Annotated in this window: 20 protein-coding genes and 1 tRNA gene; 11 read left to right on the top strand and 10 right to left on the bottom strand. The window is 65.8% G+C overall.

The features are described 5' to 3' along the window. Positions 1 to 94: 94 nt before the first annotated feature. Genes AC1RT8_RS18095 through AC1RT8_RS18055 form a run of 9 tightly spaced genes read left to right on the top strand, consistent with a single transcriptional unit; the run spans position 95 to position 11,118 of the window. Positions 95 to 1,177: a putative urea ABC transporter substrate-binding protein gene (locus tag AC1RT8_RS18095; RefSeq protein ID WP_493077154.1), complete on the top strand. Its 1,083-nt coding sequence runs from the start codon at positions 95 to 97 to the stop codon at positions 1,175 to 1,177. Between the two features lie 52 nt (positions 1,178 to 1,229). Further along, on the top strand, positions 1,230 to 2,045 hold the full coding sequence (locus tag AC1RT8_RS18090; RefSeq protein WP_493077153.1) for an ABC transporter permease: 816 nt from the start codon (positions 1,230 to 1,232) through the stop codon (positions 2,043 to 2,045). After that, a complete protein-coding gene (locus tag AC1RT8_RS18085) occupies positions 2,042 to 2,827 on the top strand; it encodes an ABC transporter ATP-binding protein (RefSeq protein ID WP_493077151.1) in 786 nt (261 codons plus the stop codon). Before AC1RT8_RS18090 ends, AC1RT8_RS18085 begins: the two co-directional genes overlap by 4 nt. Positions 2,828 to 2,836: 9 nt before the next feature. Then, positions 2,837 to 3,316, top strand: a complete 480-nt coding sequence (locus AC1RT8_RS18080; protein WP_493077149.1) for a CopG family ribbon-helix-helix protein — start codon at positions 2,837 to 2,839, stop codon at positions 3,314 to 3,316. Continuing rightward, positions 3,313 to 4,137, top strand: coding sequence for an urea amidolyase associated protein UAAP1 (locus tag AC1RT8_RS18075; protein WP_493077147.1), 825 nt, complete (start codon positions 3,313 to 3,315; stop codon positions 4,135 to 4,137). The genes AC1RT8_RS18080 and AC1RT8_RS18075 overlap by 4 nt, the downstream gene beginning before the upstream one ends. A 16-nt stretch (positions 4,138 to 4,153) precedes the next feature. Then, entirely contained in the window at positions 4,154 to 4,789 is a 636-nt protein-coding gene (locus AC1RT8_RS18070; RefSeq protein WP_493077145.1) for an urea amidolyase associated protein UAAP2, read from the top strand. Beyond that, complete coding sequence (uca, locus tag AC1RT8_RS18065; RefSeq protein WP_493077143.1) at positions 4,786 to 8,382, top strand: urea carboxylase; 3,597 nt, start codon at positions 4,786 to 4,788, stop codon at positions 8,380 to 8,382. The genes AC1RT8_RS18070 and uca overlap by 4 nt, the downstream gene beginning before the upstream one ends. Continuing rightward, a complete protein-coding gene (atzF, locus tag AC1RT8_RS18060) occupies positions 8,379 to 10,148 on the top strand; it encodes an allophanate hydrolase (protein ID WP_493077141.1) in 1,770 nt (589 codons plus the stop codon). Before uca ends, atzF begins: the two co-directional genes overlap by 4 nt. Before the next feature lie 40 nt (positions 10,149 to 10,188). Continuing rightward, complete coding sequence (locus AC1RT8_RS18055; protein ID WP_493077139.1) at positions 10,189 to 11,118, top strand: Vgb family protein; 930 nt, start codon at positions 10,189 to 10,191, stop codon at positions 11,116 to 11,118. Between the two features lie 46 nt (positions 11,119 to 11,164). Here AC1RT8_RS18055 and AC1RT8_RS18050 read toward each other — a convergent pair whose 3' ends face one another. The 6 genes from AC1RT8_RS18050 to AC1RT8_RS18025 all read right to left on the bottom strand — a co-directional run bounded on the left by AC1RT8_RS18050 (position 11,165) and on the right by AC1RT8_RS18025 (position 16,038). Further along, the gene (locus AC1RT8_RS18050; protein ID WP_493077137.1) at positions 11,165 to 11,491 is read right to left on the bottom strand and encodes a UrcA family protein; all 327 of its coding nucleotides are present in this window, start codon (positions 11,489 to 11,491) and stop codon (positions 11,165 to 11,167) included. A 123-nt stretch (positions 11,492 to 11,614) separates the two neighbouring features. Further along, complete coding sequence (locus tag AC1RT8_RS18045) at positions 11,615 to 12,022, bottom strand: hypothetical protein (protein WP_493077135.1); 408 nt, start codon at positions 12,020 to 12,022, stop codon at positions 11,615 to 11,617. A gap of 15 nt (positions 12,023 to 12,037) precedes the next feature. Further along, complete coding sequence (locus tag AC1RT8_RS18040; RefSeq protein ID WP_493077134.1) at positions 12,038 to 13,615, bottom strand: tetratricopeptide repeat-containing sulfotransferase family protein; 1,578 nt, start codon at positions 13,613 to 13,615, stop codon at positions 12,038 to 12,040. Beyond that, the gene (locus AC1RT8_RS18035) at positions 13,612 to 14,574 is read right to left on the bottom strand and encodes a sterol desaturase family protein (RefSeq protein ID WP_493077132.1); all 963 of its coding nucleotides are present in this window, start codon (positions 14,572 to 14,574) and stop codon (positions 13,612 to 13,614) included. The genes AC1RT8_RS18040 and AC1RT8_RS18035 overlap by 4 nt, the downstream gene beginning before the upstream one ends. Before the next feature lie 97 nt (positions 14,575 to 14,671). Beyond that, positions 14,672 to 15,610, bottom strand: a complete 939-nt coding sequence (locus tag AC1RT8_RS18030; RefSeq protein ID WP_493077131.1) for a LysR family transcriptional regulator — start codon at positions 15,608 to 15,610, stop codon at positions 14,672 to 14,674. A gap of 337 nt (positions 15,611 to 15,947) precedes the next feature. Next, a tRNA-Ser gene (locus tag AC1RT8_RS18025) sits at positions 15,948 to 16,038 on the bottom strand. A gap of 95 nt (positions 16,039 to 16,133) precedes the next feature. On the opposite strand from AC1RT8_RS18025, the gene AC1RT8_RS18020 reads away from it, so the two are divergent. After that, on the top strand, positions 16,134 to 16,997 hold the full coding sequence (locus AC1RT8_RS18020; RefSeq protein WP_493077129.1) for a peptidylprolyl isomerase: 864 nt from the start codon (positions 16,134 to 16,136) through the stop codon (positions 16,995 to 16,997). A 290-nt stretch (positions 16,998 to 17,287) separates the two neighbouring features. Here AC1RT8_RS18020 and AC1RT8_RS18015 read toward each other — a convergent pair whose 3' ends face one another. From AC1RT8_RS18015 to AC1RT8_RS18000, 4 genes are read right to left on the bottom strand one after another with little or no spacing between them, the layout of a single operon-like run. Continuing rightward, positions 17,288 to 17,893 (bottom strand): ABC-type transport auxiliary lipoprotein family protein, encoded by a 606-nt coding sequence (locus AC1RT8_RS18015; RefSeq protein WP_493077128.1) that lies wholly within the window; start codon positions 17,891 to 17,893, stop codon positions 17,288 to 17,290. An 8-nt stretch (positions 17,894 to 17,901) separates the two neighbouring features. Continuing rightward, on the bottom strand, positions 17,902 to 18,873 hold the full coding sequence (locus AC1RT8_RS18010) for an MlaD family protein (RefSeq protein WP_493077126.1): 972 nt from the start codon (positions 18,871 to 18,873) through the stop codon (positions 17,902 to 17,904). Then, the gene (locus AC1RT8_RS18005) at positions 18,873 to 19,718 is read right to left on the bottom strand and encodes an ABC transporter ATP-binding protein (RefSeq protein ID WP_493077125.1); all 846 of its coding nucleotides are present in this window, start codon (positions 19,716 to 19,718) and stop codon (positions 18,873 to 18,875) included. Before AC1RT8_RS18005 ends, AC1RT8_RS18010 begins: the two co-directional genes overlap by 1 nt. Further along, positions 19,715 to 20,821, bottom strand: coding sequence for an ABC transporter permease (locus AC1RT8_RS18000; RefSeq protein WP_493077124.1), 1,107 nt, complete (start codon positions 20,819 to 20,821; stop codon positions 19,715 to 19,717). Before AC1RT8_RS18000 ends, AC1RT8_RS18005 begins: the two co-directional genes overlap by 4 nt. Before the next feature lie 62 nt (positions 20,822 to 20,883). Between AC1RT8_RS18000 and AC1RT8_RS17995 the strand changes: the two genes are divergently transcribed. Then, positions 20,884 to 21,570 carry an HAD family hydrolase gene (locus tag AC1RT8_RS17995; protein WP_493077122.1) on the top strand — a complete coding sequence of 229 codons (687 nt, stop codon included), beginning with the start codon at positions 20,884 to 20,886 and terminating at the stop codon, positions 21,568 to 21,570. Positions 21,571 to 21,600: the final 30 nt, after the last annotated feature.

Genomic DNA, 21,600 nt, shown 5'->3' with positions numbered 1-21,600 from the left:
TCGGCAGGGTATTACCTATACCGCAGTGCGTAATATTTTTAATGGACAAACCGGTCGATTGCAGAGATGCTGCAATGCGAAAGGGGATCGAATCATGATCAAGAGGTTTGGCAGGATGGGCGGAATGGCGCTGATGGCCGGAGCGCTTCTGGTCGCGTCGTGTTCCCAGGCGCCGGGTGACAAATCCGAGCCGCGCCACGAGTTCAATATCGGGTGGTCGATCTACGCCGGCTGGATGCCCTGGCCCTATGCCCAGCAGGCCGGCATCGTGAAGAAGTGGGAGGACAAATACGGGATCAAGATCCACATCGTTCAGGTGAACGACTATGTGGAATCGGTGAACCAGTACACCGCCGGCAAGTTCGACGGCGTGACCGTCGCCAACATGGATGCCCTCACCATCCCCGCCGCGGGCGGCAAGGACACCAGCGCCATCATCGTCGGGGACTATTCGAACGGCAACGACGGCATCCTGCTCAAGGGCGCTGACCGGCTCAGTGCGATCAAGGGCAGGCAAGTCTATCTGGTCGAGCTGTCGGTTTCCCACTATTTGCTGGCGCGGGGACTGGAATCGGTCGGCATGAAGGCCACCGACGTCAAGACCGTGAACACGTCCGATGCCGACATCGTCGGCGCCTTCGGCAGCCCGGACGTCAAGGCGGCTGTCGCATGGAACCCGCAGCTTTCGGTGATGAAGGCAGAACCTGGCGTAAAGCAGGTTTTCAGTTCCGCCGACATTCCCGGCGAAATCCTCGACCTGCTGGTGGTCGATACCGCCACGCTCAAGGCCAATCCGAACCTCGGCAAGGCGCTCGCCGGAATCTGGTATGAGACGACGGCCCTGATGAACCGTCAGGACGCCAAGGGCAAGGAAGCGCGCGCGGCCATGGCGAAGCTGGCCGGCACGAGTCCCGAGGCGTTCGACAGCCAGCTGGCGACGACCTACCTCTATTCCGATCCCAAGGCCGCGGTGGCGGCGACATCGGCTCCGTCGCTCGTGACGACCATGACATCGGTGCGGGATTTCAGCTTTTCCAAGGGGCTGTTCAAGGGCGCGTCGTCCGCCGGCGCGGTCGGCATGGCTTTCCCGGGCGGAAAGACCCTCGGCGATCCCCAGCATGTGACGCTTCGGTTCGACGAGAGCTTCATGAAGCTGGCGGCCGACGGGAAGCTCTGATCGTCCTTGCTCGGTTTTATCGCCCCCTGCTCATCGAAGGTGATGTGACGACATGCGTTGGGTGAATCGTCAAGTTCGCCGGAGCGACCGCATCCTTCTGGGGGCGCTGCCGATCCTGCTTCTGGTGCTGCTTTATCTTTTCATGGCAGCCCAGCGCCACGCCGCGAATCCGGCAGACAAGATCCTCCCGTTGCCCAGCGGCATGGCCCGGGGCATGGCCGCGCTTCTTTTCCAGCCGGACCAGCTTTCCGGTCAGCTGCTCTTCTGGGCCGATACGCTGGCCAGCCTTCAGCGGCTGGGTATCGGGCTCGGGATCGCGACCCTGGCGGCGCTCGTCATTGGGCTCGTGCTGGGCGTTCTGCCGCCGGTACGCGCCACGCTGGGGCCATTGGTGACGGCCATCGCCGTGATCCCGCCGATCGCCCTGCTGCCGATCCTCTTCATCGCCCTGGGACTGGGCGAAACGGCAAAGATCGCCCTGATCGTCATCGGAATAGCGCCCGTCATGGTGCGCGACATCGCCGCCCATGTCGGCGCCTTGCCGAGGGAGCAAATCGTCAAGGCCCAGACATTGGGTGCAAGCAGCTGGCAGATCATGATCCGCGTCGCGCTGCCGCAGGCCATGCCGCGTCTTCTCCACGCGGTGCGCCTGTCGCTCGGTCCGGCTTGGGTGTTCCTCATCTCCGCGGAGGCGATCGCGTCCGATGTGGGCCTGGGCTACCGGATCTTCCTCGTTCGCCGCTATCTCGCCATGGACGTCATCATCCCCTATGTCGCCTGGATCGCCGTCCTGGCGATCCTGCTGGACGTGGCGCTGGTCTTTCTGAGCGAGCGCCTGTTTCCCTGGGCGCATGGAGCGAGCCATTGAGCGCGCTCCTCGGCCTTCGCAACATCTGGGTCGAATATGGCGACAAGATCGTCCTCGAGAGGGTGGACCTCGACGTCGAGGCCGGTTCCTTCGTCTCGATCATCGGGCCTTCGGGGGCGGGCAAGAGCAGCCTTTTGCGCATCATTCTCGGTCAGGAAGTCCCGACCCGCGGAACCATCCTCCTTGATGGGATGCCGCTCACGCCGGAGTGCGGCCCGGATCGGGGCGTCGTTTTCCAGCGCTACTCGGTGTTTCCGCACCTGTCGGTAGTGCGCAACACGGTGTTCGGGCTCGAATGCGCAAAGGCGCCGTTTTCGGCGCGACTGTTCGGCGCGGCGCGGCGCGCGGCGATGGACGAAGCGGTCGAGATGCTGAACGCGGTCGGCCTGGGCGACAGCCTCCACCTCTATCCAGCGCAGATGTCCGGCGGCATGCAGCAGCGGCTGGCAATCGCCCAGGCCCTGATCAAGCGCCCGCGCATCCTCCTGCTCGACGAGCCGTTCGGCGCGCTTGACCCCGGTATTCGCGCGGACATGCACGCGCTCATCACCCGGCTTTGGCGCGACTATGCGCTGACGATCATCATGGTGACCCACGACATCCATGAGGCCTTCGCCCTCGGAACGCGCGTGATCGCGCTCGACAAGCGCCGTCACGATCCGCACGCGCCCCACCGGTTCGGCGCGACGGCCGTCTACGACCTTCCGCTCCGGAACAGGGCCGGCCGCGCGGCCGATGAAGAGCCCGGCATTCCAGCAAATGAAATATTATCAATCAGTTGAGGATTGGACATGAGTACCGAACCCGCCGGCCTGGCCAGGCTCAGCATGAGCCTTCCCGGGGATTTGTTTCGCCAGCTGGATATGATGGTGGAGGAGCGTGGACTGCCGTCGCGCTCCCAGCTCATGGCGGAACTGATCCGTCAGGCCCTCGCCCAGCACGAGGCGTTCACCCGGCCCGACGACATGCTCGCCGGCACCATCACGATGGTCTATCGCGGCGATCGCGGCCGTGTTCGGCATCAGCTGGCCCAGACGCAGGCCCGTTACCTCAAGGAGGTCATCTCCTCCCAGCACGTGTTTCTGGAGGATGACCAGTCGCTCGAGGTTCTGCTGGTGCAGGGCCCGGCCGTGAGGCTGAAGGAATTGTGCGACGCGCTCCGGCGCGTCCGCGGCGTGCAGCAACTCGAACTCGTCGCGACCACCGCTCTCCTGCCGCCCCTGCATGAACAGGAAGCCGAAAACGCCAAGGCTGCAGGAGCCGCCGCATGACCGATATTCTGGCGAATCCGCTGGCTGCGCGCGATCATGCCCGCGGCATGGCGGGCATATTGGTGGAAGCGATGCCGGTGCTGCCGCCGGTTGCCGACGACCTGCCGGACGGCGTGCCCGCGGACGCATTGCTGTGGGAAGAAACGATCGCGGCGGGCGGCTATGCCACGCGGCGCCTCGCACGCGGCGCGCGTTTGCGACTGATCGACCTCAAGGGCGACGCCTGCGCTTCGCTGCTCCTCTTCAACGCCGAGATGCCGACCGAACGGCTCAACGTCGCGGACACGGTGAAGGTGCAATGGAACGCGTATCTCGGCCAGGGCAAGCTGCTGCTGTCGGACATGGGCCGCGTCCTCATGAGCATTCTGCAAGACGATGCCGGCACCCATGACAGCTTTTGCGGGGTCTCCAACGCCGCGGCCAACGCCGCCAGATATGGCAACGGAAACAATAGCGGCCCCTGTCCCAGCGGACGCGACCGGTTCCTCCTCGGCGTGGCCAAGCATGGACTTCAGCGCCGGGACGTCCATCCCTGCGTGACTCTGTTCAAGGGTACCAGGATCGAAGCCGACGGGGCGATCGTGCCACAGATCGGGCCGTTTCCGCCGGGCCGGACCATGGTCCTGCGCGCGGAAATGGACGTGATCGTCGTGATGGCGAACTGCCCGCATGTTCTTGATCCGCGGAGTGACTGGACGGTGACGCCGTTGCGCGCGACCGCCTGGCGTGGCCCCGTCACGCCCGCCGACGATCCCATCCGCAGCGCGACGCCGGAGGGCCTGCGCGCCTTCGAGAACGTCGAAGACTATTTCCGCCGCTAACAAGGAACAGGCCTGAATGAGCGTTGATCCCCATTTGTCCGGTCTCTCCGGCACCGTCGTCCACGACGTCGTCGTGCCCGCGCGGGCGCCTTGGCTGCATCATGTCGCGGCCGGCCAGACCCTCCGAATCGTCGACCTGGAGGGCAACCAGGCAGTCGATTTTCTCCTCTACGCCGCCGCCGACGATGCGGAACGCTACAGCGCGCAGGATACGGTCGCGGCGCAGGGCAATCTGTTCCTTCGCCAGGGCACGGTGCTGCGATCGAACGAGGGCCGGCGGATGATGACCATCGCCGCCACGTCCGTCGACTATCACGACACTATCGGTGGCGCATGCTCCTGCGAATCCAACACGCTGCGCTATGGTCATCACACCAAGGCCGAGCATGCCTGTGTGGAAAACTTCCTCGAAGCGAACCTCTCCGAAGGGAGAGGCAAGCGCGACATCGTCTCCAACATCAATTTCTTCATGAACGTGCCGGTCGAAGAGGACGGCTCGCTCGGGATCGTCGATGGAATCTCCGCGCCCGGGCTGACCGTGGACCTGCGCGCGGAGATGGATGTCGTCGTCGTCGTCTCCAACTGCCCGCAGATCAACAATCCCTGCAACGGGTTCAACCCCACCCCCGTCCGCATGATCGTGACCGCATGACCTTCGATACTGTTCTGATCGCCAACCGGGGCGCGATCGCTACCCGCATCATCCGCACGCTCCGGCGCATGGGCCTGCGCTCGGTCGCGGTATATTCCGAAGCGGACGAGGGCTCGCTTCACGTTTCCCAGGCGGACGAGGCTGTCTGCATCGGCGGCGCGCGTCCATCGGAAAGCTATCTCAACATCGCCGCGATCCTGGACGCGGCGCGCCGAACCGGCGCCGGCGCCATCCATCCGGGATACGGCTTCCTCGCGGAGAATGTGGACTTCGCGGAGGCTTGCGCCGCCGCCGGCATCGTCTTCATCGGCCCCACGCCGGACAATATCCGCACCTTCGGCCTGAAGCACAGCGCGCGCGCGCTCGCCGCCGCCCATGACGTTCCGCTGGCGCCCGGCACGGACCTGCTTACGGATGAAGCCGAAGCGGTGCTGGCCGCGCAGCATATCGGTTTCCCGGTGATCCTGAAGGCGACCGCCGGCGGCGGCGGCATCGGCATGCGCATCTGCGAGGACCAGGAGGCCGTCCGCGAAGGATTTGCCGCCGTGGCGCGTCAGGGCCTGGGCAATTTCGGCGACGCGGGTGTCTTCCTCGAACGCTATGTCAGGCGGGCCCGGCATATCGAGGTGCAGATATTCGGCGACGGCAAGGGCCGGATCATGCCACTCGGCGAACGCGATTGCTCGCTTCAGCGCCGCAACCAGAAAGTCGTCGAGGAGGCTCCGGCCCCGCTGCTGCCCGATACCGTGCGCCGAGACCTCATCGCGGCCGCGGTCCGGCTTGGCGCGGCGGCGCGATACCGGTCGGCGGGCACGGTCGAGTTCCTCTACGACGCCGGGCGTGAGCAGTTCTTCTTCCTGGAGATGAACACCCGCCTCCAGGTCGAGCACGGCGTCACCGAGGAGGTGATGGGCATCGATCTCGTCGAATGGATGATCCGCGGCGGAGCCGGGGATTTCGCCTTTCTCGATGCCGAGCCGCCCAGGCCGCAGGGTCACTCCGTCCAGGTTCGCCTCTACGCGGAGGATCCGGCGCTCGACTATCGCCCCACGTCCGGCACGCTGACCGCTGTCGAATTTCCCGCTGATATCCGCGTCGAGACATGGTGCATGGCGGGCAGCACGGTCAGTGCCTGGTACGATCCGATGCTGGCGAAGCTGATCGTGCACGCGCCGACCCGCGCGGAAGCGGTTCTGGCCGCGCAGGCGGCCGTCGAGCACAGCCGCGTGGACGGGATGGAGACGAACCTGCGATGGCTCCGCGACGTGGTGCGATCCCCGGCATTCGTCAGTGGCGAGGTTTCGACTCGCGTCCTCGACGATATCGCCTACACCCCCCGCAGCATCCGGGTGATCAGCGGCGGCACGGCGACCACCGTGCAGGACTGGCCGGGCCGGCAAAGGCTCTGGGCGGTCGGAGTTCCCCCGTCCGGGCCGATGGACGACCAATCCTTCCGTCTCGGCAACCGGCTGCTCGGAAACCCGGAAGGAACGGCGGGCCTGGAGGTCACTTTCACGGGGCCGACGCTGTCCTTCACCGCGCCCGCGCGCATCTGCCTGACAGGCGCTGACTTCGGCGCGACGCTCGACGGCGTTCCGCTTCCGCGCGGCGAGGCGATCACCGTCGGCACCGGCCAGACGCTGGTTCTTGGCCGCGCCTCGGGCGGCGGCATGCGGGGCTATCTGCTCGTCGCGGGCGGGTTCGACATCGCGCCCTATCTCGGCAGCCGCAGCACGTTCGAACTCGGCCAGTTCGGCGGCCATGCCGCCCGCCGGCTGCTGGCCGGCGATACGCTGCATCTGGCTGGCGAGGCCACCGGGGAGCCGCTCTCCTCGGTGCAACTCCCCGATCTGTCGACCAACTGGACCATAAGAGTACTCTATGGCCCGCACGGCGCGCCCGACTTCTTCACGGACGATGATATCGACGTGATCGTGGCTGCCGAATGGCAGGTCCATTACAACAGCAATCGCACTGGTGTCCGCCTAGTCGGGCCCAAGCCGCGATGGGCCCGCGCGGACGGCGGCGAGGCGGGCCTGCACCCCTCCAACATCCACGACAATCCCTATGCGATCGGCGCCGTCGACTTTACCGGCGACATGCCGATCATCCTCGGCCCGGACGGCCCATCTCTCGGCGGCTTCGTCTGCCCCTTCGTGATCATCGCCGCCGATCGCTGGAAGATCGGGCAGTTGGTCCCCGACGACAGGATCCGCTTCGAGCCGGTCAACATCGATGACGCGACCATGGCGGACACCTTGCAGCGCAAGCTGATCGCCACGGGCACGATGCCCGGCTCGGGTCCCGCCCGGCCGCTGGACACGCTCTCTCCCGTGCTTGCCGAGATCGCCGAACGGCCGCGCTGCCCGCGCACCGTCTATCGTCAGCAGGGCGACCGGAACATTCTCGTCGAATATGGGCCGATCGTGCTGGACATCGAGCTGCGCATCCGGGTGCACGCCCTGATGACGGAGCTGGAGCGGCTCGCGCTGCCCGGCATCGTCGATATCGTGCCAGGCATCCGCTCGCTGCAAGTCCATTTCGACGGTGCGGTGATGAACCAGCGCGCAGCGCTGGCCGCACTGATCGCCGCGGAGGAGCGGCTGGGGGACCTTGAGGACTTCACCATCCCCTCCCGCATCGTCCATCTGCCGCTGAGCTGGCGCGATCCGGCGACGATCGAGACGATCGAGAAATATATGGGCGCGGTCCGCGCCGACGCACCCTGGTGCCCGGACAATATCGAATTCATCCGGCGGATCAACGGGCTGCCCGACGTCGCGGCGGTGGAGAATTTGATCTTCGAGGCGAACTACCTCGTCCTGGGCCTGGGCGACGTCTATCTTGGTGCGCCCGTGGCGACCCCGGTCGATCCGCGGCACCGGCTCGTCACGACCAAATACAATCCGGCGCGCACCTGGACGCCACCCAATGTCGTGGGCATCGGCGGCGCCTATATGTGCATCTACGGCATGGAAGGTCCGGGCGGCTATCAGCTCTTCGGCCGAACCATCCAGGTCTGGAATACCCATCGCCAGACCGATGCCTTCATCGAAGGAAAACCGTGGCTGCTGCGGTTCTTCGATCAGATCCGTTTCTATCCCGTGAGCGCGGAAGAACTCACCGACTGGCGCCGGGACTTTCCAACCGGCAGGCGCTCGATCCGCATCGAGGAATCGGAATTCCGTCTCGCCGACTACCGCGCTTTCCTTGCGCGGAATGCGGCGCCGATCGCAAGTTTCGAGGCACAACGACAGGTCGCGTTCGAGGAGGAGCGCAGCGAGTGGCAGCGGCGTGGCGAGTTCGACCGGATCACCGACCTGGCGGAGGTCGAGGCACCCCAGGCCGGTCGCGTCGACATCCCCGATGGTGCCGACCTGGTCGAGGCGCCCTTCGGCGGGAGCGTCTGGAAGCTGCTCGTTGCGGTCGGAGACGAAGTGAAGGCCGGTGATACGATCGCTGTACTCGAAGCCATGAAGATGGAATGCGCCGTCGGCAGCCCCACCGCGGGAACGGTCGCGGCGCTGTACGTCCGGGAAACCCAGTCGCTCCAACCCGGCGCCCCGATGGTGGCGCTCACGAGGCATGGATGACCATGATGGATCGTCGTAGCGCGGCCGGAATCGCCGCCGCCGTCAAGACAGGACGGGCGAGCGCCGTCGCGGTGGCCGAAGAGACGATGGCGCGCATCGCCGCCTATGATGCGGTCCAGCCGCAGATCTGGATCAGCCGCGCGACACAAGAAGAGTTCGTTGCGGCCGCCCGCGCCGTCGACGCGCGCGTGGCCGCCGGAGAAGTCCTGCCGCTGGCCGGCGTCCCGTTCGCGGTGAAGGACAATATCGACGTCGCGGGGTTCGAGACCACGGCGGCCTGCCCTGCCTTCGCCTATCGCCCACAAGCCTCCGCCACGGTGGTAGAGCACCTGCTGGCGGCCGGGGCCCTGTGCGTCGGCAAGACCAATCTCGACCAGTTCGCCACCGGGCTGAACGGAACGCGCAGCCCCTATGGCAGTCCTCGCAACGCCTATAACCTCGCCTATGTCAGCGGCGGATCGAGCTCTGGCTCCTCGGTCGCCGTGGCGGCCGGGCTGGTGCCTTTCGCGCTTGGGACCGATACTGCGGGTTCGGGCCGCGTGCCGGCCGCCTTCCAGCATTTGATCGGGTTCAAGCCGAGCAAGGGGCGGTGGAGCACGCGCGGCCTGGTGCCGGCATGCCGCACGCTCGACTGCATCACTGTCTTCACCGACGATATAGCGGACGCACGCCTCGTCGATCAGGTGATAGCGGCCTTCGATCCGACCGATCCCTGGTCCAGGGCGCTGGCGAACCGGCCGCTCGGACGCAAGACCATCGGCGTCCCGCGCCGCGACCAGCGCGTCTGGTTCGGCGATGTCGAATCCGACTATCTCTACGACCGCGCGCTGGAGAAGCTCGCGGGGCTGGCGGAAATCGTCGAGATCGACCTCGCGCCGCTCAAGGAAACCGCGCAGCTCCTGTACAGCGGCCCCTGGGTGGCCGAACGGACCGCCGCGATGGCGGGCATCCTGGCCGACAATCCCGATGCCGTCGATGCGACTGTCCGCGCCGTGGTCGAGCCGGGCGCGGCGATGAGCGCGGTCGACCTGTTCAACGGCATCTACCGCCTGGCCGAACTCAAGCGCCATGCGGACACGCTCTGGACGGACATCGACATGCTGGCGTTCCCGACCACTGGCACGACCTACCGAGTCACGGAACTCCTGGCGGCGCCGGTCGCGCTCAACAGCAATCTCGGCTTCTACACCAACTTCGTGAACCTGCTGGACATGGCCGCTATCGCCGTGCCCGCCGGAATTCGCGCCAATGCCACCGGCTTCGGCATCACGCTGATCGGCCCGGCGGACAGCGACGTCGCGCTGCTGGACGCGGCGGATGCGTACATCTCCGCGGCCGATCTTCCGTCACCACCACCACTAGACCTGGAGGGCAAAATGCAGACCGTGAAACTCGCCGTTGTCGGCGCCCATCTCAAGGACATGCCCCTTCATTGGCAGCTCACCTCCCGGGAGGCCGGGTTCGTCGGGGCCTTCGAAACCGCGCCGACCTACCGGCTCTACGCCATGGCGGACAGCGTGCCGCCCAAACCCGCGCTGGTCCACAGCGAGGATGGCGGGCCAATCGCGGTCGAGGTCTATGAGCTGGGCGTTGCCGAATTCGGCAGCTTCGTCGTCGAGGTGCCGGCACCGCTCGCCATCGGCACGGTGACGCTGGCCGACGGCAGCAGCGTGAAGGGCTTCGTCGCCGAGCCGCGCGCGCTGACGAATGCCGAGGACATCACCAGCCTCGGTGGGTGGCGCGCCTATATCGCGCAGCGCGGCTGACGGCACACCGAAGGCAGTCACCAGGATGAAAGGGCAAGATATGCGCAAGCTTAGGGGAATGGTCATGGCAGTGGTGGCGGGCTGTGCTTCGATTGCGTCTGCTGCGGGAGCGCAGACTGAGCACGTCATCACGGTGCCGGGCTTCGCGGACTTCCTGGCGGTCGATGGAGACACGGTCTGGGCGACGAACCATGGACGGGTCGAGCGCTGGTCCAGGCAGGGCAAGCTTGCCGAGGTCGCCATGTCGAAGCCCTGCGGCGCCATGACCATATTCCGCCATGCCCTGTGGGTCGCCGACTGCAAGGACGGTACGATCGTTCGGATCGACACACGCACGGCGCAGAAGACCGCCACGATCCCCACAGGCATCGCCAATCCCGCCGGGGAGCTCAACGTGGTCGCAGGGGCGGGATCCATCTGGGTCGCAAGCGACGAGAAAGGCGTGGTGGCCCGCATCGATCCCCGGAGCAACCGTGTGACGGCGTCGATCACGGTGGATCCCGGAACCTATTATCTCGCGTTCGGCCATGGATCGCTCTGGGCAGTCAGCAGCAAAGGCCAGTCCGTTCAGCGCATCGATCCGCGGACGAACACCGTCGTCAAACGCACGAGCCTGGGCAAGGAACCCGGCTTCCTCGCCGCGGGCGCGGGCGCGGTCTGGGTCCAGGAGCAGGGCGACGGCACCGTCGCTCGCATCGATCCGCGGAGCGGCGACGTATCCGGCCGAGTCAAGGTCGGCGCGGCGCTGAAATATGGGGACATCGACACGGGTGGCCGAATGGTGTGGCTGCGCACCACCGAGGATCAGACCTTCGCCGTGATCGATCCGAAAACCCTGACGGTTCGTGCCCGTGTGGGAAAGCCGGAAGGTAGCGGAGCGCTACGCTATACGCGTACGGGCCTGTGGACATCGGCCCATGACGTCCACACCCTGACCTGGTGGCCCAAGCCGGCCCAGTTCAAAAAATGATTGGGTCCGCAGCCCGGAGACCGGGCCGCGGAACTAGGTTGAAAGCTTAGCGGGCGGACGCCAGGTGGACCGGCGAAGCAATCGCGGCATGCGCCGTGCGGGTTTCGATCTGGGCGCGGACATCCGCAATCACCGCGGTGCGGCAGTCTTGCGCCTGACGTTCGAGAGCGAGATGCACGCTCGCAAGACGCTCGCCGCATACTGCGCGCGCGGCCTGGTCCATGCGGATGGCGAGGCGCTGCTGCCCGTCGGCGGTCGAGAGATCGAGCCCTTTGAGATTGAGCGTCGCCTTGTCCCGGGCGAAAGGGTTGTCGGTGGCGGATGCCGAGGTCGCGAAGGCGACTGCGGCCAGGGCGATGAGGCCAGTTTTCATCATCTTCTCCTATGCGTAACGGGCGTCGCTCTCCGGCGACTGCGGCCCACATAGTGCCAGGCAATGAAAGTTACAATACTGATCGAAGATTTGTGGTTTTATTACTTAGCTTGAGGCTGGGTATTACTTGGCGCTCACAACCAGCATGGCAAGTTGCTCGACCTGTCCAAGCAACCCGATCGGCAGATCAACCTCGGCCGTGGCGTTGGCCTGGGTTTCGGCGTCGACCACTGAAACAATGATCGTTCGCGCAAAGGGGGCGGACCATGCACGTACGGTATCGACCGGCACGCGAACGCGCCATTTGCGCGTGCCGTTGGCGGGAACCGCGCGCCCGTTGATGCTCACCGCCGATGCCGCGTTCGCGCGGTACCCCGTCACGAGCAGGCAATTCCCGGCCTCGCAGGCTACCAGCCGCGTCCTGGGTTCGGTTGCGGCATAGGCCGGCGAAGAGAAGCCGGCGACAAGCCCAGCGACTGGGATTGCGGCCAGCCCCAATATCCGCGCGCGAGAATAGGACGGCATGGGCATGGCGTGTTCTCCTGTTCAGTCGAGATCGATGCCGGCTTCTTCGAAGAAGCGTTGGACGGGCTCCAGGATCGCTGCGTGCTGCTTCCACCGCGCAACCGAGTCCCGGTAGATCGGTCGGCGGACCTGCGCGGCGCTGGGGGTCGAAACCGGGGCATGGTTGGTGTGGAACGACAGGCAGTCGTCCGACCATGCGAGTCCGCAATGGGCCAGGAGCCGCCGGGTTTCCCCTTCCTGGTCGGCGACCAGATCCTCGTAGCGCACTTCGATCACGCGGCCCGGCAGGGCCTCGCGCCACAGGCTCATCAGCCGATCGAAGCGGACATAATAGGCGGCGATGTCGAGGAGATCGTAGCTATAGTCGTAATAGCGCGAGCTGACCGCGAACAGATTGCGGAAATTGCTGAGCACGGTGTCCATGGGATGGCGGCGCAGGCAGACGATCCTGGCCGAGGGCAGCGCCTGCGCGATGAACCCCGCATACAGAAAATTGCCCGGAAACTTGTCCGTGAACCGGAGGGCGGGGTCGCGTCGGTGATGACGTGCGCGCTGCAGGTAATCGCGCCCGACCGCCCCCATGTCGCTGATCGTGGCCGCGGCGATCGTTTCGGGGTCGATTACCATGGGGCTGCGCGTGCCCGCCCCCTTCTTCACCGCGAGGGGCATGGCCTGTAGCTCGCCCGCGCTTTCGACGTCCGGATGCGACGAGAGGATACGGTCGACCAGAGTGGTGCCGGTGCGCGGCATGCCGATGATGAAGATCGGCGCGTCCGCGGGCACCTGGGTCGCAGGCGCCGCCGCCTGCTTCGGCCAGTTCGCTTCGATTGCGTCGAAGACTGCGGCGTCGCGCGCGAAGCTATAGGGTAGCGTCCTGCGATGTTCGGCATTCGCCGCGCAAAGCCTGTCCAGCGCCTCGCCCGGCCGGCCGATATCCTCCAGCTCCTTCGCCAGCGCATAGCCGAGCAGCAGTCTCCCGCGCCCGTCCCGCGACCCGGCATGTGTCCGAACGAGCCGCTCGACGTGATTTCGCGCCGGCGTCTGCTTGCGCAGCCCGGCGAGGAGGTGATGGGCGCGGGCATCCCCCGGCGCCAGGGCGATCAACGCCTCCAGCGCTGCGTCGGCCTCGTCGGTCCGGCCCAGAAAATTGAGGGTCGCCGCCAGATTGTAGCGATATTCGGTGTTTCGGGGCTCGAGCCCCACCGCTTCGGTAAAATGGGTGAGCGCCGCCAGATGGTCGCCAAGGCGGGCATAGACGCAGCCCATCGTATCGCGGCTGAGCGCATCGCTGGGCAGCGCCTGTTCGGCATCGTGGAGCGTCGCTGCCGCATCGCCGTCCCGGCGAACGAGCGTGAAGAGCTTGGCCAGTTGCGCGCGATATTCGCCCTGCGGATCGAGGGCTACCGCCCTGCCGACATGCTGGATGCCGGCCTGAACGCGACCGGCGCTCGATTCCGCGATGCCCAGGAGAAAGTGCCCTTCGGCATCCTTGGGATCTTCGGCCACCAGCGTCGCGGCAAACTGGTGGGTCGCATTGAGGTCACCCCGGGAAAGCGCGCGGCGCGCCGCGCTGATCTGTCCCGGGCGCGCGGCCGTCATGCGGTCGCCGTGCCTCCCACGCTATCCCGGGCCTCGCTGCCAGGGACATCGCCGGGCGCCAGCGGTCCGCTCGCAGGCAGCCCGCCGGCAGACCCGGATGCTGCCCGCCAGGCCTTGTAGGCATCGATCATCGGCTGGAAGGGGAACAGCGTCTGCTCCCAGATCGACAGGCGCCTGCGGTCGTCCTGGCCCACAAGCACGCCTTCGCCGTCGCGATAGGTGCCGAATATGCGATCGAGCAGGATCAGCGAATTGCCGAAGTTGGACCGGGTGCTGTCATAGTCGGTCGAATGATGCAGGCTGTGGTGCCGGATCGTCGTGAAGAAGAACGAATACCAGATCGGCGGGTCGGAGCGGACATTGGCGTGGGCGAAGGTCGACACCACATTCATCGTACCGAATGCAGCGAACATGGCCGTTTTATCCAGGTCGAACAGCGCAACCACGCTGAGGCTGATCAGAAACAGCTCGATGGGATTGCCGACGGCGCCCTTTGCCGCATTCAACTGCGTGATGTGATGATGCGGCGCGTGGGTCAGCCAGAACGGATGCCAATTATGCATCAGCCGGTGCATCCAATATTGGCCGAACTCGATGAGGAAGATCACCAGCATGACCTGCACGAGCCATGGCAGGTGCATGGCCCATTCGGTGGAAATGCCCAGCGATGCCTTGGCGGCCTTCAACGGGTCTTCGGCCACTTTCTCGGCGATCCACGCAATCACGGTCGCATACAGGACGGAATAAAAAAGGTCGGTGAAGAACTCCTGCTTGTTCATGCGCCAGCCGGCATGCCGCTCATTGACCAGCTCGAGCAGCAGGACGGTTATCGTGATGAGGGGCGACACCATGATGAGCGTCCAGGGATTCTTGAGCAACGCCTCGGGGCCGAATGCCCAGAATATCAGCACCATGGCGATCATCGCGGGCGGGATCAGGTTGAAGACCTTGTTCTTCATGCTTTGCATCGCCGCAGCTCCGGTCAGAGCCTCCAGTCTGCGCTGCGATGCGTCATGAGGGCAGGCACAAACTTACGATGAAAGGCATAGATGGATTCTATGACCTCTGCTGTGCGCGGATGCGCCTGATCACCTCATCCCAAAAAAGCTGCGTGGCGGTGTCCCGCGCCGGCTGGGAGCGAGCGAGGAGAAAAATGTCGTAGAATGGCTCGAAGTCGGCATGGAGCATCGGCCAGAGCTTTCCCTTGGCCACGTCATTCTCGGCAACATAGATCGGGAGGAATCCGATGCCGACCCCGTGGACGATCAGGCGCCGCGCCTCGTTTATGTCCTCCGCCAGTCCGTTCACTTCCGTGCCCAGCCGATAGCGGCGGCGCAGCTGGGTGATCAATTCGATCTCGTCGTCGCCGGTCAGCACGAACCCCTCATCCTTGAGCTCGTTGAACCGGCTCACACGGTGGCCGAAATAGGGGTGGCTTCGTGCGCAATAGAGCTGTTGGCGCTCCACCAGCAACGGTTCGTACATCAGGCTTCCGCGAACGCTGTTGTCATAGCCGACGCCGATCTCCACTTCGCCCCGCTCGAGCGCATCGAGCACCTGGCGCCATGGCGAGACCCGGATCTCGATGTGGATCTCGGGATTGCGCCGGTGGAAGCTGGCAATGGCCTCGTCGAACTCGAGCGACACGAGTCCCGACACGATCTGGATGCGGACGATGCCTTCGACGCGCTTCGTCGCTTGCGCGATCTGGTGCGGCACCATCCTGGCCGATTCCAGCATGTCCTCGCACAGCGCCATCATCGCCTTCCCGGCCGCGGTCATCTCCACGCCGTTGGCGGTGCGGCGCAGCAGGCTGGCGCCGACATGCTCCTCGAGCCGTTTGAGCGCGGCGCTGATGCTAGGCTGCTGTCGATTGAGTTGCCGCGCGGCCGCCCCGATGCCGCCGGCCCGAACGATGTCCACGAAAGTCCGCATCAGGTTCCAGTCGACACGGCTCGCGAACTTCTTGTCAGTCAACGGCGTCGGATCGCTCATGCATCGCCTTCCCTTACCCGGCCGACCTGCCGCCCAGCTGTGCCTGCGCCATCACGGATCGCACGGGTCGCCGCCTGGTCATAGATCAGATTGATGCAAAACATAATATCAACGTGTCTGCCGCTATGCCCGTTCGGGCCTGTTACCTGTTATCGGCGGAGGAAATGACCGAGTCCTACCTCCTCCCAGTCGTCGACATCTCGATGCTCGACAGCGACCGCTTCGAGGCCGGCTGGCCGTTGCCCGCGACCTCCAGGATTCCCCAAGGGGACCGAATTGGGACCGTCAAGCAGTCATTCGGTTAAGAACCTGACTTCGCAATGGAAATTTCAGATGTTGGCGGAGCGGGAGGGATTCGAACCCTCGATACGCTTTTGACGTATACTCACTTTCCAGGCGAGCGCCTTCGACCACTCGGCCACCGCTCCGCATTCCCTGGAACGCAGCCCCCTAGAGGGTGACGGGCGGGCGCGCAAGCCGCGGGCGATTGCGCGGGCGCGGGGCTTCATGCCAGGATGGTGCCATGCTGATCCCCCTCCTCGCGCTGCTCGCCGGCGCCCAGGCCGCGCCCGCACCGCCGGCGCCGCCGCTTCCCTCCGATGCGATCGCCGCCGACTGGCGCCCGATCCCCGATGACGAGCTGATGGTCGTGACCCTGGGCGGCAACCGCGTCGTCATGATCCGGCTCGCCCCGCGCTTCGCGCCCGAGCATGTCGCCAATGTCCGCAAGCTCGCGCTGGCGCATTGGTGGGACGATACCAGCGTCTACCGGGTGCAGGAAAACTGGGTGACCCAATGGGGCGACGCGACCGAGAAGAAGCCGCTCGCCCCCGGCGTGGTCGAACCGCTGGCGACGGAATTCGATATCCCGGCGTTCGACGCGGCGCAGCGGCTGAGCCGCGGCGACGCCTATTCGACCGCCTCCGGCGTCACCGCCGACGGCTGGCCGATCGCGACCGACGGCAAGGCCGCCTGGATGCCGCATTGCTACGGCACGGTCGGCGTGGCGCGCGACGCCCTGCCCAAGACCGGCAGCGGGGCCGAGCTGTTCACCCCGATCAGCGGCGCGGCGCGGCGGCTCGACCGCAACTACACCATTGTCGGCCGCATCATCGAGGGCATGAAATACATGTCGGCCATGCCGCGCAGCGACGCCGCGATGGGCGTCTATGCGACCGAGCCCGAGCGGACGACGATCGTCTCGGTACGGCTGGCGAGCGAGATGCCGGCGGACGAGCGGCCGAAATTCGAATATCGCTCGACCGACAATGCGCGCTTCGCGGCTTACATCAAGCTTCGGGAGAACCCGGCGGCCCCGACGGTCGGGTTGGGCGGTATCGACATCTGCGACCTGCCGCTGGCGACTCGCCGCGTTGGGGCAAAATAGCGCGTTCGGAATAATCGGCCGTTCGATTCAAAACCCGTCGAATCGCCGCTAGGGTCCTGCTCGACTCGTGCCGCACTGTGCGGTCCGTGTCGGCTCTTTCAACCTGTTAATCGCGGAATCGCACCTGTTTATTCACCTGTTCCCCGCCTGTTAATCGAATAACAGGTGGATCGGTTCAAGTCACTGATTCAGAACAGGAAAATAGGACGCAAAATCCAACATAACAGGTGCAGAAAAAATAAATGCCAAAAAACAGGCGGAACAGGTCCGCCCTGTTGGAGAAATTGCCGTCAGCGGCCGATCCAGTCGGCAACCTCCGCCGCGACCTGGTTGGCCGCCTGGTTGATCGCGACGCCCGCCGGGCCCGGCTCGATCGCCGAAACCGCCACACGCGCCTCGAACCGGCGCTTCTCGACGACATTGCCGTCCTTGCGGGTCAGCGCCGCGTCATAGGTCACCACCGCCTGGCGCGATCCCGCCTCGATACCAAAGGCGCGGAGCTCGCCGGACAGGCGCGCGCCGGGATCGGCCATCGACTGGGCGCCGAGCACCACGCGGCCGGTCTTTGCGCTCACCGTGTCGGACAGCAGCCGGGCGAACAGCCGGGCGGGCGGCTCCACCCACTGCGCGTTGACGATATAGGCAAGGTCGGTCGCGCTGGTCTGTACCGGTACACGCTGGGTGGCGAGCGCCTGGGAGACGGCCGGCACCAGGATGATGATCGTCCCCGCCGTCGCGGACGACTGGGTCTGGCCTGCCGGGATCGACGCAGCCGACGTGATGGTCAGCAGCGAGGGCGGCGGCTTGGCGCCGAAGCTGATGCAGCCGGCAAGCGGTGCCGTTGCCAGCAGCGCGAGCGCGGGCCTGAGGGTGCGCCAGAGGGCGTTGGTGCGCATCATGGACCTCATTTCGTCTTACCCTTGTAATCCGGAAGCTTCGGTCCGCCGACCAGCGAGCCGGCGCCGCCCTGATCGATCTTCTCGGCGACCGAGGTGAGCGCGGCCGACATCACGCGCAGATCGCGGACGAGCTGCCCGACCTCCGGCATGGTCTGTTTGGAGAAGGACTGGATGCCGGGCCGCGCATCGTTGAGCACCGTGTCGAGCGTCTCCATGCTGTGCTGTGCGGACGCGACCGCCTTGTTGAGGTTCTGCATCGCCGGCTTCACATCGCCGGCCATCACCCCATTGGTCGTGTCCGCAAGCTTGCCGATCTGCTGCGCTGCGTCGCCGGCCTTCTGGATCGCGACTCGGGTCTCGGCGATCGTCGCCGCGATCTCCGGTCCGCGATCGGCCAGTGCACCGGTCAGCCTGTTGGTATTGGCCAGGATGCCGGTGATCGAAGCCTGGTTCTTGTCCGACAGCATCTCGGTCAGGCGTTCGGTCAGGGTCGACAGCCGCTCGAGCAGCTTCGGCGCCGAGTTGAGCAGTGCGCCCAGTCCGCCCTGCTTGGGCGGAATGACCGGCACGCCGAACGGACAGTCATTCTCGGGCTTGATCTCGGGGCAGCTGATCGGCGGCATGCCCTTGATCGCACCGTCGAGCTGGATCTCGCTGACGCCGGTGAAGCCGACGCCCTGGATCGTCGCGGTGGTGCCCTGCAGCACCGGCGTCTCGTCGTTCACGCTGATGCGCACGCGGACGAACTGCGGATCGGGCTTCCACAGCGCGATCTCCTTCACCTGGCCCGAGGGCACGCCCGAAAAGGCGACCGTCGATCCCTTGTTCAGCCCGTCGACCGACTGCTTGAAGAAAATGTCATACTCCTTCTCGGAGCTGCCACTCAGCCGCGCGATCCACACGGTGAAGATGGCGAGCACGGCGAGCAGGATCAGCACGACGGCGCCCACCAGGACATGGTTCGATCGGGTTTCCATCAGTCCTTAGCCCCTGTATGTTCGGTCGCCCTTTTGGCCGCCTGTTCCGCATGCTGCTTGTGCTCAAGCGTTGCGGTGGCCGCCCGGCCGCGCGGGCCCCTGAAATATGCCTGGATCCACGGATGGTCCAACGCGAGAAGCTCGTCGATCGTGCCGACCGCGATCACCTTCTGGTCCGCGAGCACCGCGACACGGTCGCAGATCGCGTACAGCGTATCGAGATCATGCGTGATCAGGAAGACCGTCAGCCCCATGGTCTGCTGGAGCGAGGCGATCAGCTCGTCGAATGCCGCGGCGCCGATCGGGTCGAGCCCGGCGGTCGGCTCGTCGAGGAACAGCAGTTCCGGGTCGAGCGCCAGGGCACGCGCCAGGCCGGCGCGCTTGCGCATGCCGCCCGACAGCTCGGCGGGGAATTTCGGGCCGGCATCGGCCGGCAGGCCGGTCATCACCACCTTGTAGGCGGCGATCTCGTCGAGCAGCGCCTGGTCGAGCTTGGGATAGAATTCGCGCAGCGGCACCTGGGTGTTCTCGGCCACGGTCAGCGTGGAGAACAGCGCGCCACCCTGGAACAGCACGCCCCAGCGCTTGCGGATATTGACCGCTTCATTCTCGTCGAGGTTGACCGTGTTTTCGCCGAACACCGTGATCTCGCCCTCGTCGGGCACCTGCAGGCCGATGATCGACCGCATCAGCACCGACTTGCCGGTGCCGGAGCCGCCGACCACGCCGAAGATCTCGCCGCGCTTCACGTCCAGGTCGAGCCCGTCATGCACGATCTGTTCGCCGAAGCTGTTCTTCAGTCCCCGCACGCAGATGACGGTCTCGCCGCTCGCGCCCGGGCTCATGTCCAGCCGATCCAGGTGAAGAAGACGGCGAAGAAAGCGTCGAGCACGATCACCAGGAAGATCGCCTGGACGACCGCGGAGGTGGTGCGCAGGCCGACCTGCTCGGCATCGGCCTCGACCTGCATGCCCTGGAAGCAGCCGGCGATGGCGATGATCGCGCCGAACACCGGCGCCTTGACCAGCCCGACCCACAGATCGGTGATCGGCACGACCTCGCGGATGCGCTGGACGAAGGTGATCGGCGGGATGCCGAGCGAGATCCAGCAGAACAGCCCGCCGCCGATGATCGAGATGAGCGAGGCGTAGAAACCGAGCAGTGGCATCATCACCACCGCCGCGATGACGCGCGGCAGCACCAGCGCCTCCATCGGCGACACGCCGATCGTGCGCATCGCGTCGATTTCCTCGGTCAGCTTCATCGTGCCGATCTGCGCGGCGAAGGCGGAGCCCGAGCGGCCGGCGACCATGATCGCGGTCATCAGCACACCGAGCTCGCGCAGGGTGATCCGGCCGATCAGGTTGATCGTGAAGACTTCGGCGCCGAACTGGCGCAGCTGGACGGCGCCCTGCTGACCGATGACGATGCCGATCAGGAAGCTCATCAGCCCGATGATGCCGAGCGCGGTGACGCCGACCACCTCGAAGCGCTGGACCGTCGCGTTGAAGCGGAAGCGGCGATAGCGGATGACGTTGCCGAACGCGATCACCGTCGCGCCGAGAAAACCGAGCAGGCCGTACAGCGTTCTCAGCCCTATCACGATCGCGTCGCCGACCTCGCCGACCACGCGGACGAAGCCGGACTCGACGGCCGGCCGCATCGCGACGTGCTGGTCCGCTGCCTCGACCTGCTGGAGGAGGTGCATGCTGTCGGGGTTCAGCCCTTCGATCCGGGCGCCGTGCTGGGCGGCGAAGCGGTGGATCAGCCAGGCGCCGATCGTGTCGATCCGGTCGATTCCGCTCAGGTCGATCACCCCGACCGGGCCGCTATGGCTGCGCAGCCGCTCGGGCAGGTCGCCGATCTGCGCCAGCGAGAGATTGCCGGTGAAACGCAGGACGCCGCCGTCAGCGGCGCTGTCGTTCGAGAAGGCGGCCATCTCGTTCATCGCGGGCACCATTGGTGCAATCGCGCTGGATCGGCAAGCCGCACCGTGCATAGGGTGAGGCGATGCCGATACCCGCCCCGCACAAGCTTGCCATCTACGACATGGACAAGACGATCACGCACGCGCCGACCTGGACGTCGTTCCTTATCCGTACGGCGCGGCATCTGGCCCCGTGGCGGCTGGCCCTGCTGCCGCTCGCCGGCGCGGCGGCCGGTGCCTATGCGGTGAAGGCGATCGATCGCGCGCGGCTGAAACAGATCACGCAGCGCCTGCTGCTCGGCCACAGGATGCGCGACACCGACGCAAGGCGGGCGGCCGAGCGGTTCGCTGATTCGGTCGTTGCCTCCGGCATCTTCGCCGGCGCCCGCGCGCAGATCGCCGCGGACAAGGCGGCGGGATACCGGCTGGTGATGGCGACGGCTTCCTACCGCTTCTATGCCAGCGCGATCGCGCAGCGGCTCGGCTTTGACGACGTGATCGGCACCGAGGTGGAGCGCGCCGGCGACCGGCTGCGCGCGCGGATCGCGGGGGAGAATTGCTACGGCCCCGCCAAGCTCCGCATGATCCAGGCCTGGATGGCGGCGAACGCTATCGACCGGGCCGATGCGGCGATCCGTTTCTATTCCGATCACGTGTCGGACGCGCCCGTGCTCGACTGGGCCGACGAACCGTTCGCGGTTAACGCGCATGGGCCGCTCAGGGCGCTCGCCCGGGAAAAGGGCTGGCCGATTATCGACTGGGAGCGATAGTGGCCCAGAATCTGTTCCAAAATTCGCGGA

The organism is Sphingomonas sp. GW821-FHT10F11, from assembly GCF_058809095.1.
Note: the sequence above shows the minus strand (reverse complement) of the source record. Positions and strands in the feature narration are given on the sequence as shown.

Coding starts and splice junctions, on each gene's coding strand:
- AC1RT8_RS18095 (WP_493077154.1), top strand. CDS start 95: ATGATCAAGAGGTTTGGCAGGATGGGCGGAATGGCGCTGATGGCCGGA.
- AC1RT8_RS18090 (WP_493077153.1), top strand. CDS start 1,230: ATGCGTTGGGTGAATCGTCAAGTTCGCCGGAGCGACCGCATCCTTCTG.
- AC1RT8_RS18080 (WP_493077149.1), top strand. CDS start 2,837: ATGAGTACCGAACCCGCCGGCCTGGCCAGGCTCAGCATGAGCCTTCCC.
- AC1RT8_RS18075 (WP_493077147.1), top strand. CDS start 3,313: ATGACCGATATTCTGGCGAATCCGCTGGCTGCGCGCGATCATGCCCGC.
- AC1RT8_RS18070 (WP_493077145.1), top strand. CDS start 4,154: ATGAGCGTTGATCCCCATTTGTCCGGTCTCTCCGGCACCGTCGTCCAC.
- uca (WP_493077143.1), top strand. CDS start 4,786: ATGACCTTCGATACTGTTCTGATCGCCAACCGGGGCGCGATCGCTACC.
- atzF (WP_493077141.1), top strand. CDS start 8,379: ATGACCATGATGGATCGTCGTAGCGCGGCCGGAATCGCCGCCGCCGTC.
- AC1RT8_RS18055 (WP_493077139.1), top strand. CDS start 10,189: ATGCGCAAGCTTAGGGGAATGGTCATGGCAGTGGTGGCGGGCTGTGCT.
- AC1RT8_RS18050 (WP_493077137.1), bottom strand. CDS start 11,491: ATGAAAACTGGCCTCATCGCCCTGGCCGCAGTCGCCTTCGCGACCTCG.
- AC1RT8_RS18045 (WP_493077135.1), bottom strand. CDS start 12,022: ATGCCCATGCCGTCCTATTCTCGCGCGCGGATATTGGGGCTGGCCGCA.
- AC1RT8_RS18040 (WP_493077134.1), bottom strand. CDS start 13,615: ATGACGGCCGCGCGCCCGGGACAGATCAGCGCGGCGCGCCGCGCGCTT.
- AC1RT8_RS18035 (WP_493077132.1), bottom strand. CDS start 14,574: ATGAAGAACAAGGTCTTCAACCTGATCCCGCCCGCGATGATCGCCATG.
- AC1RT8_RS18030 (WP_493077131.1), bottom strand. CDS start 15,610: ATGAGCGATCCGACGCCGTTGACTGACAAGAAGTTCGCGAGCCGTGTC.
- AC1RT8_RS18020 (WP_493077129.1), top strand. CDS start 16,134: ATGCTGATCCCCCTCCTCGCGCTGCTCGCCGGCGCCCAGGCCGCGCCC.
- AC1RT8_RS18015 (WP_493077128.1), bottom strand. CDS start 17,893: ATGCGCACCAACGCCCTCTGGCGCACCCTCAGGCCCGCGCTCGCGCTG.
- AC1RT8_RS18010 (WP_493077126.1), bottom strand. CDS start 18,873: ATGGAAACCCGATCGAACCATGTCCTGGTGGGCGCCGTCGTGCTGATC.
- AC1RT8_RS18005 (WP_493077125.1), bottom strand. CDS start 19,718: ATGAGCCCGGGCGCGAGCGGCGAGACCGTCATCTGCGTGCGGGGACTG.
- AC1RT8_RS18000 (WP_493077124.1), bottom strand. CDS start 20,821: ATGAACGAGATGGCCGCCTTCTCGAACGACAGCGCCGCTGACGGCGGC.
- AC1RT8_RS17995 (WP_493077122.1), top strand. CDS start 20,884: ATGCCGATACCCGCCCCGCACAAGCTTGCCATCTACGACATGGACAAG.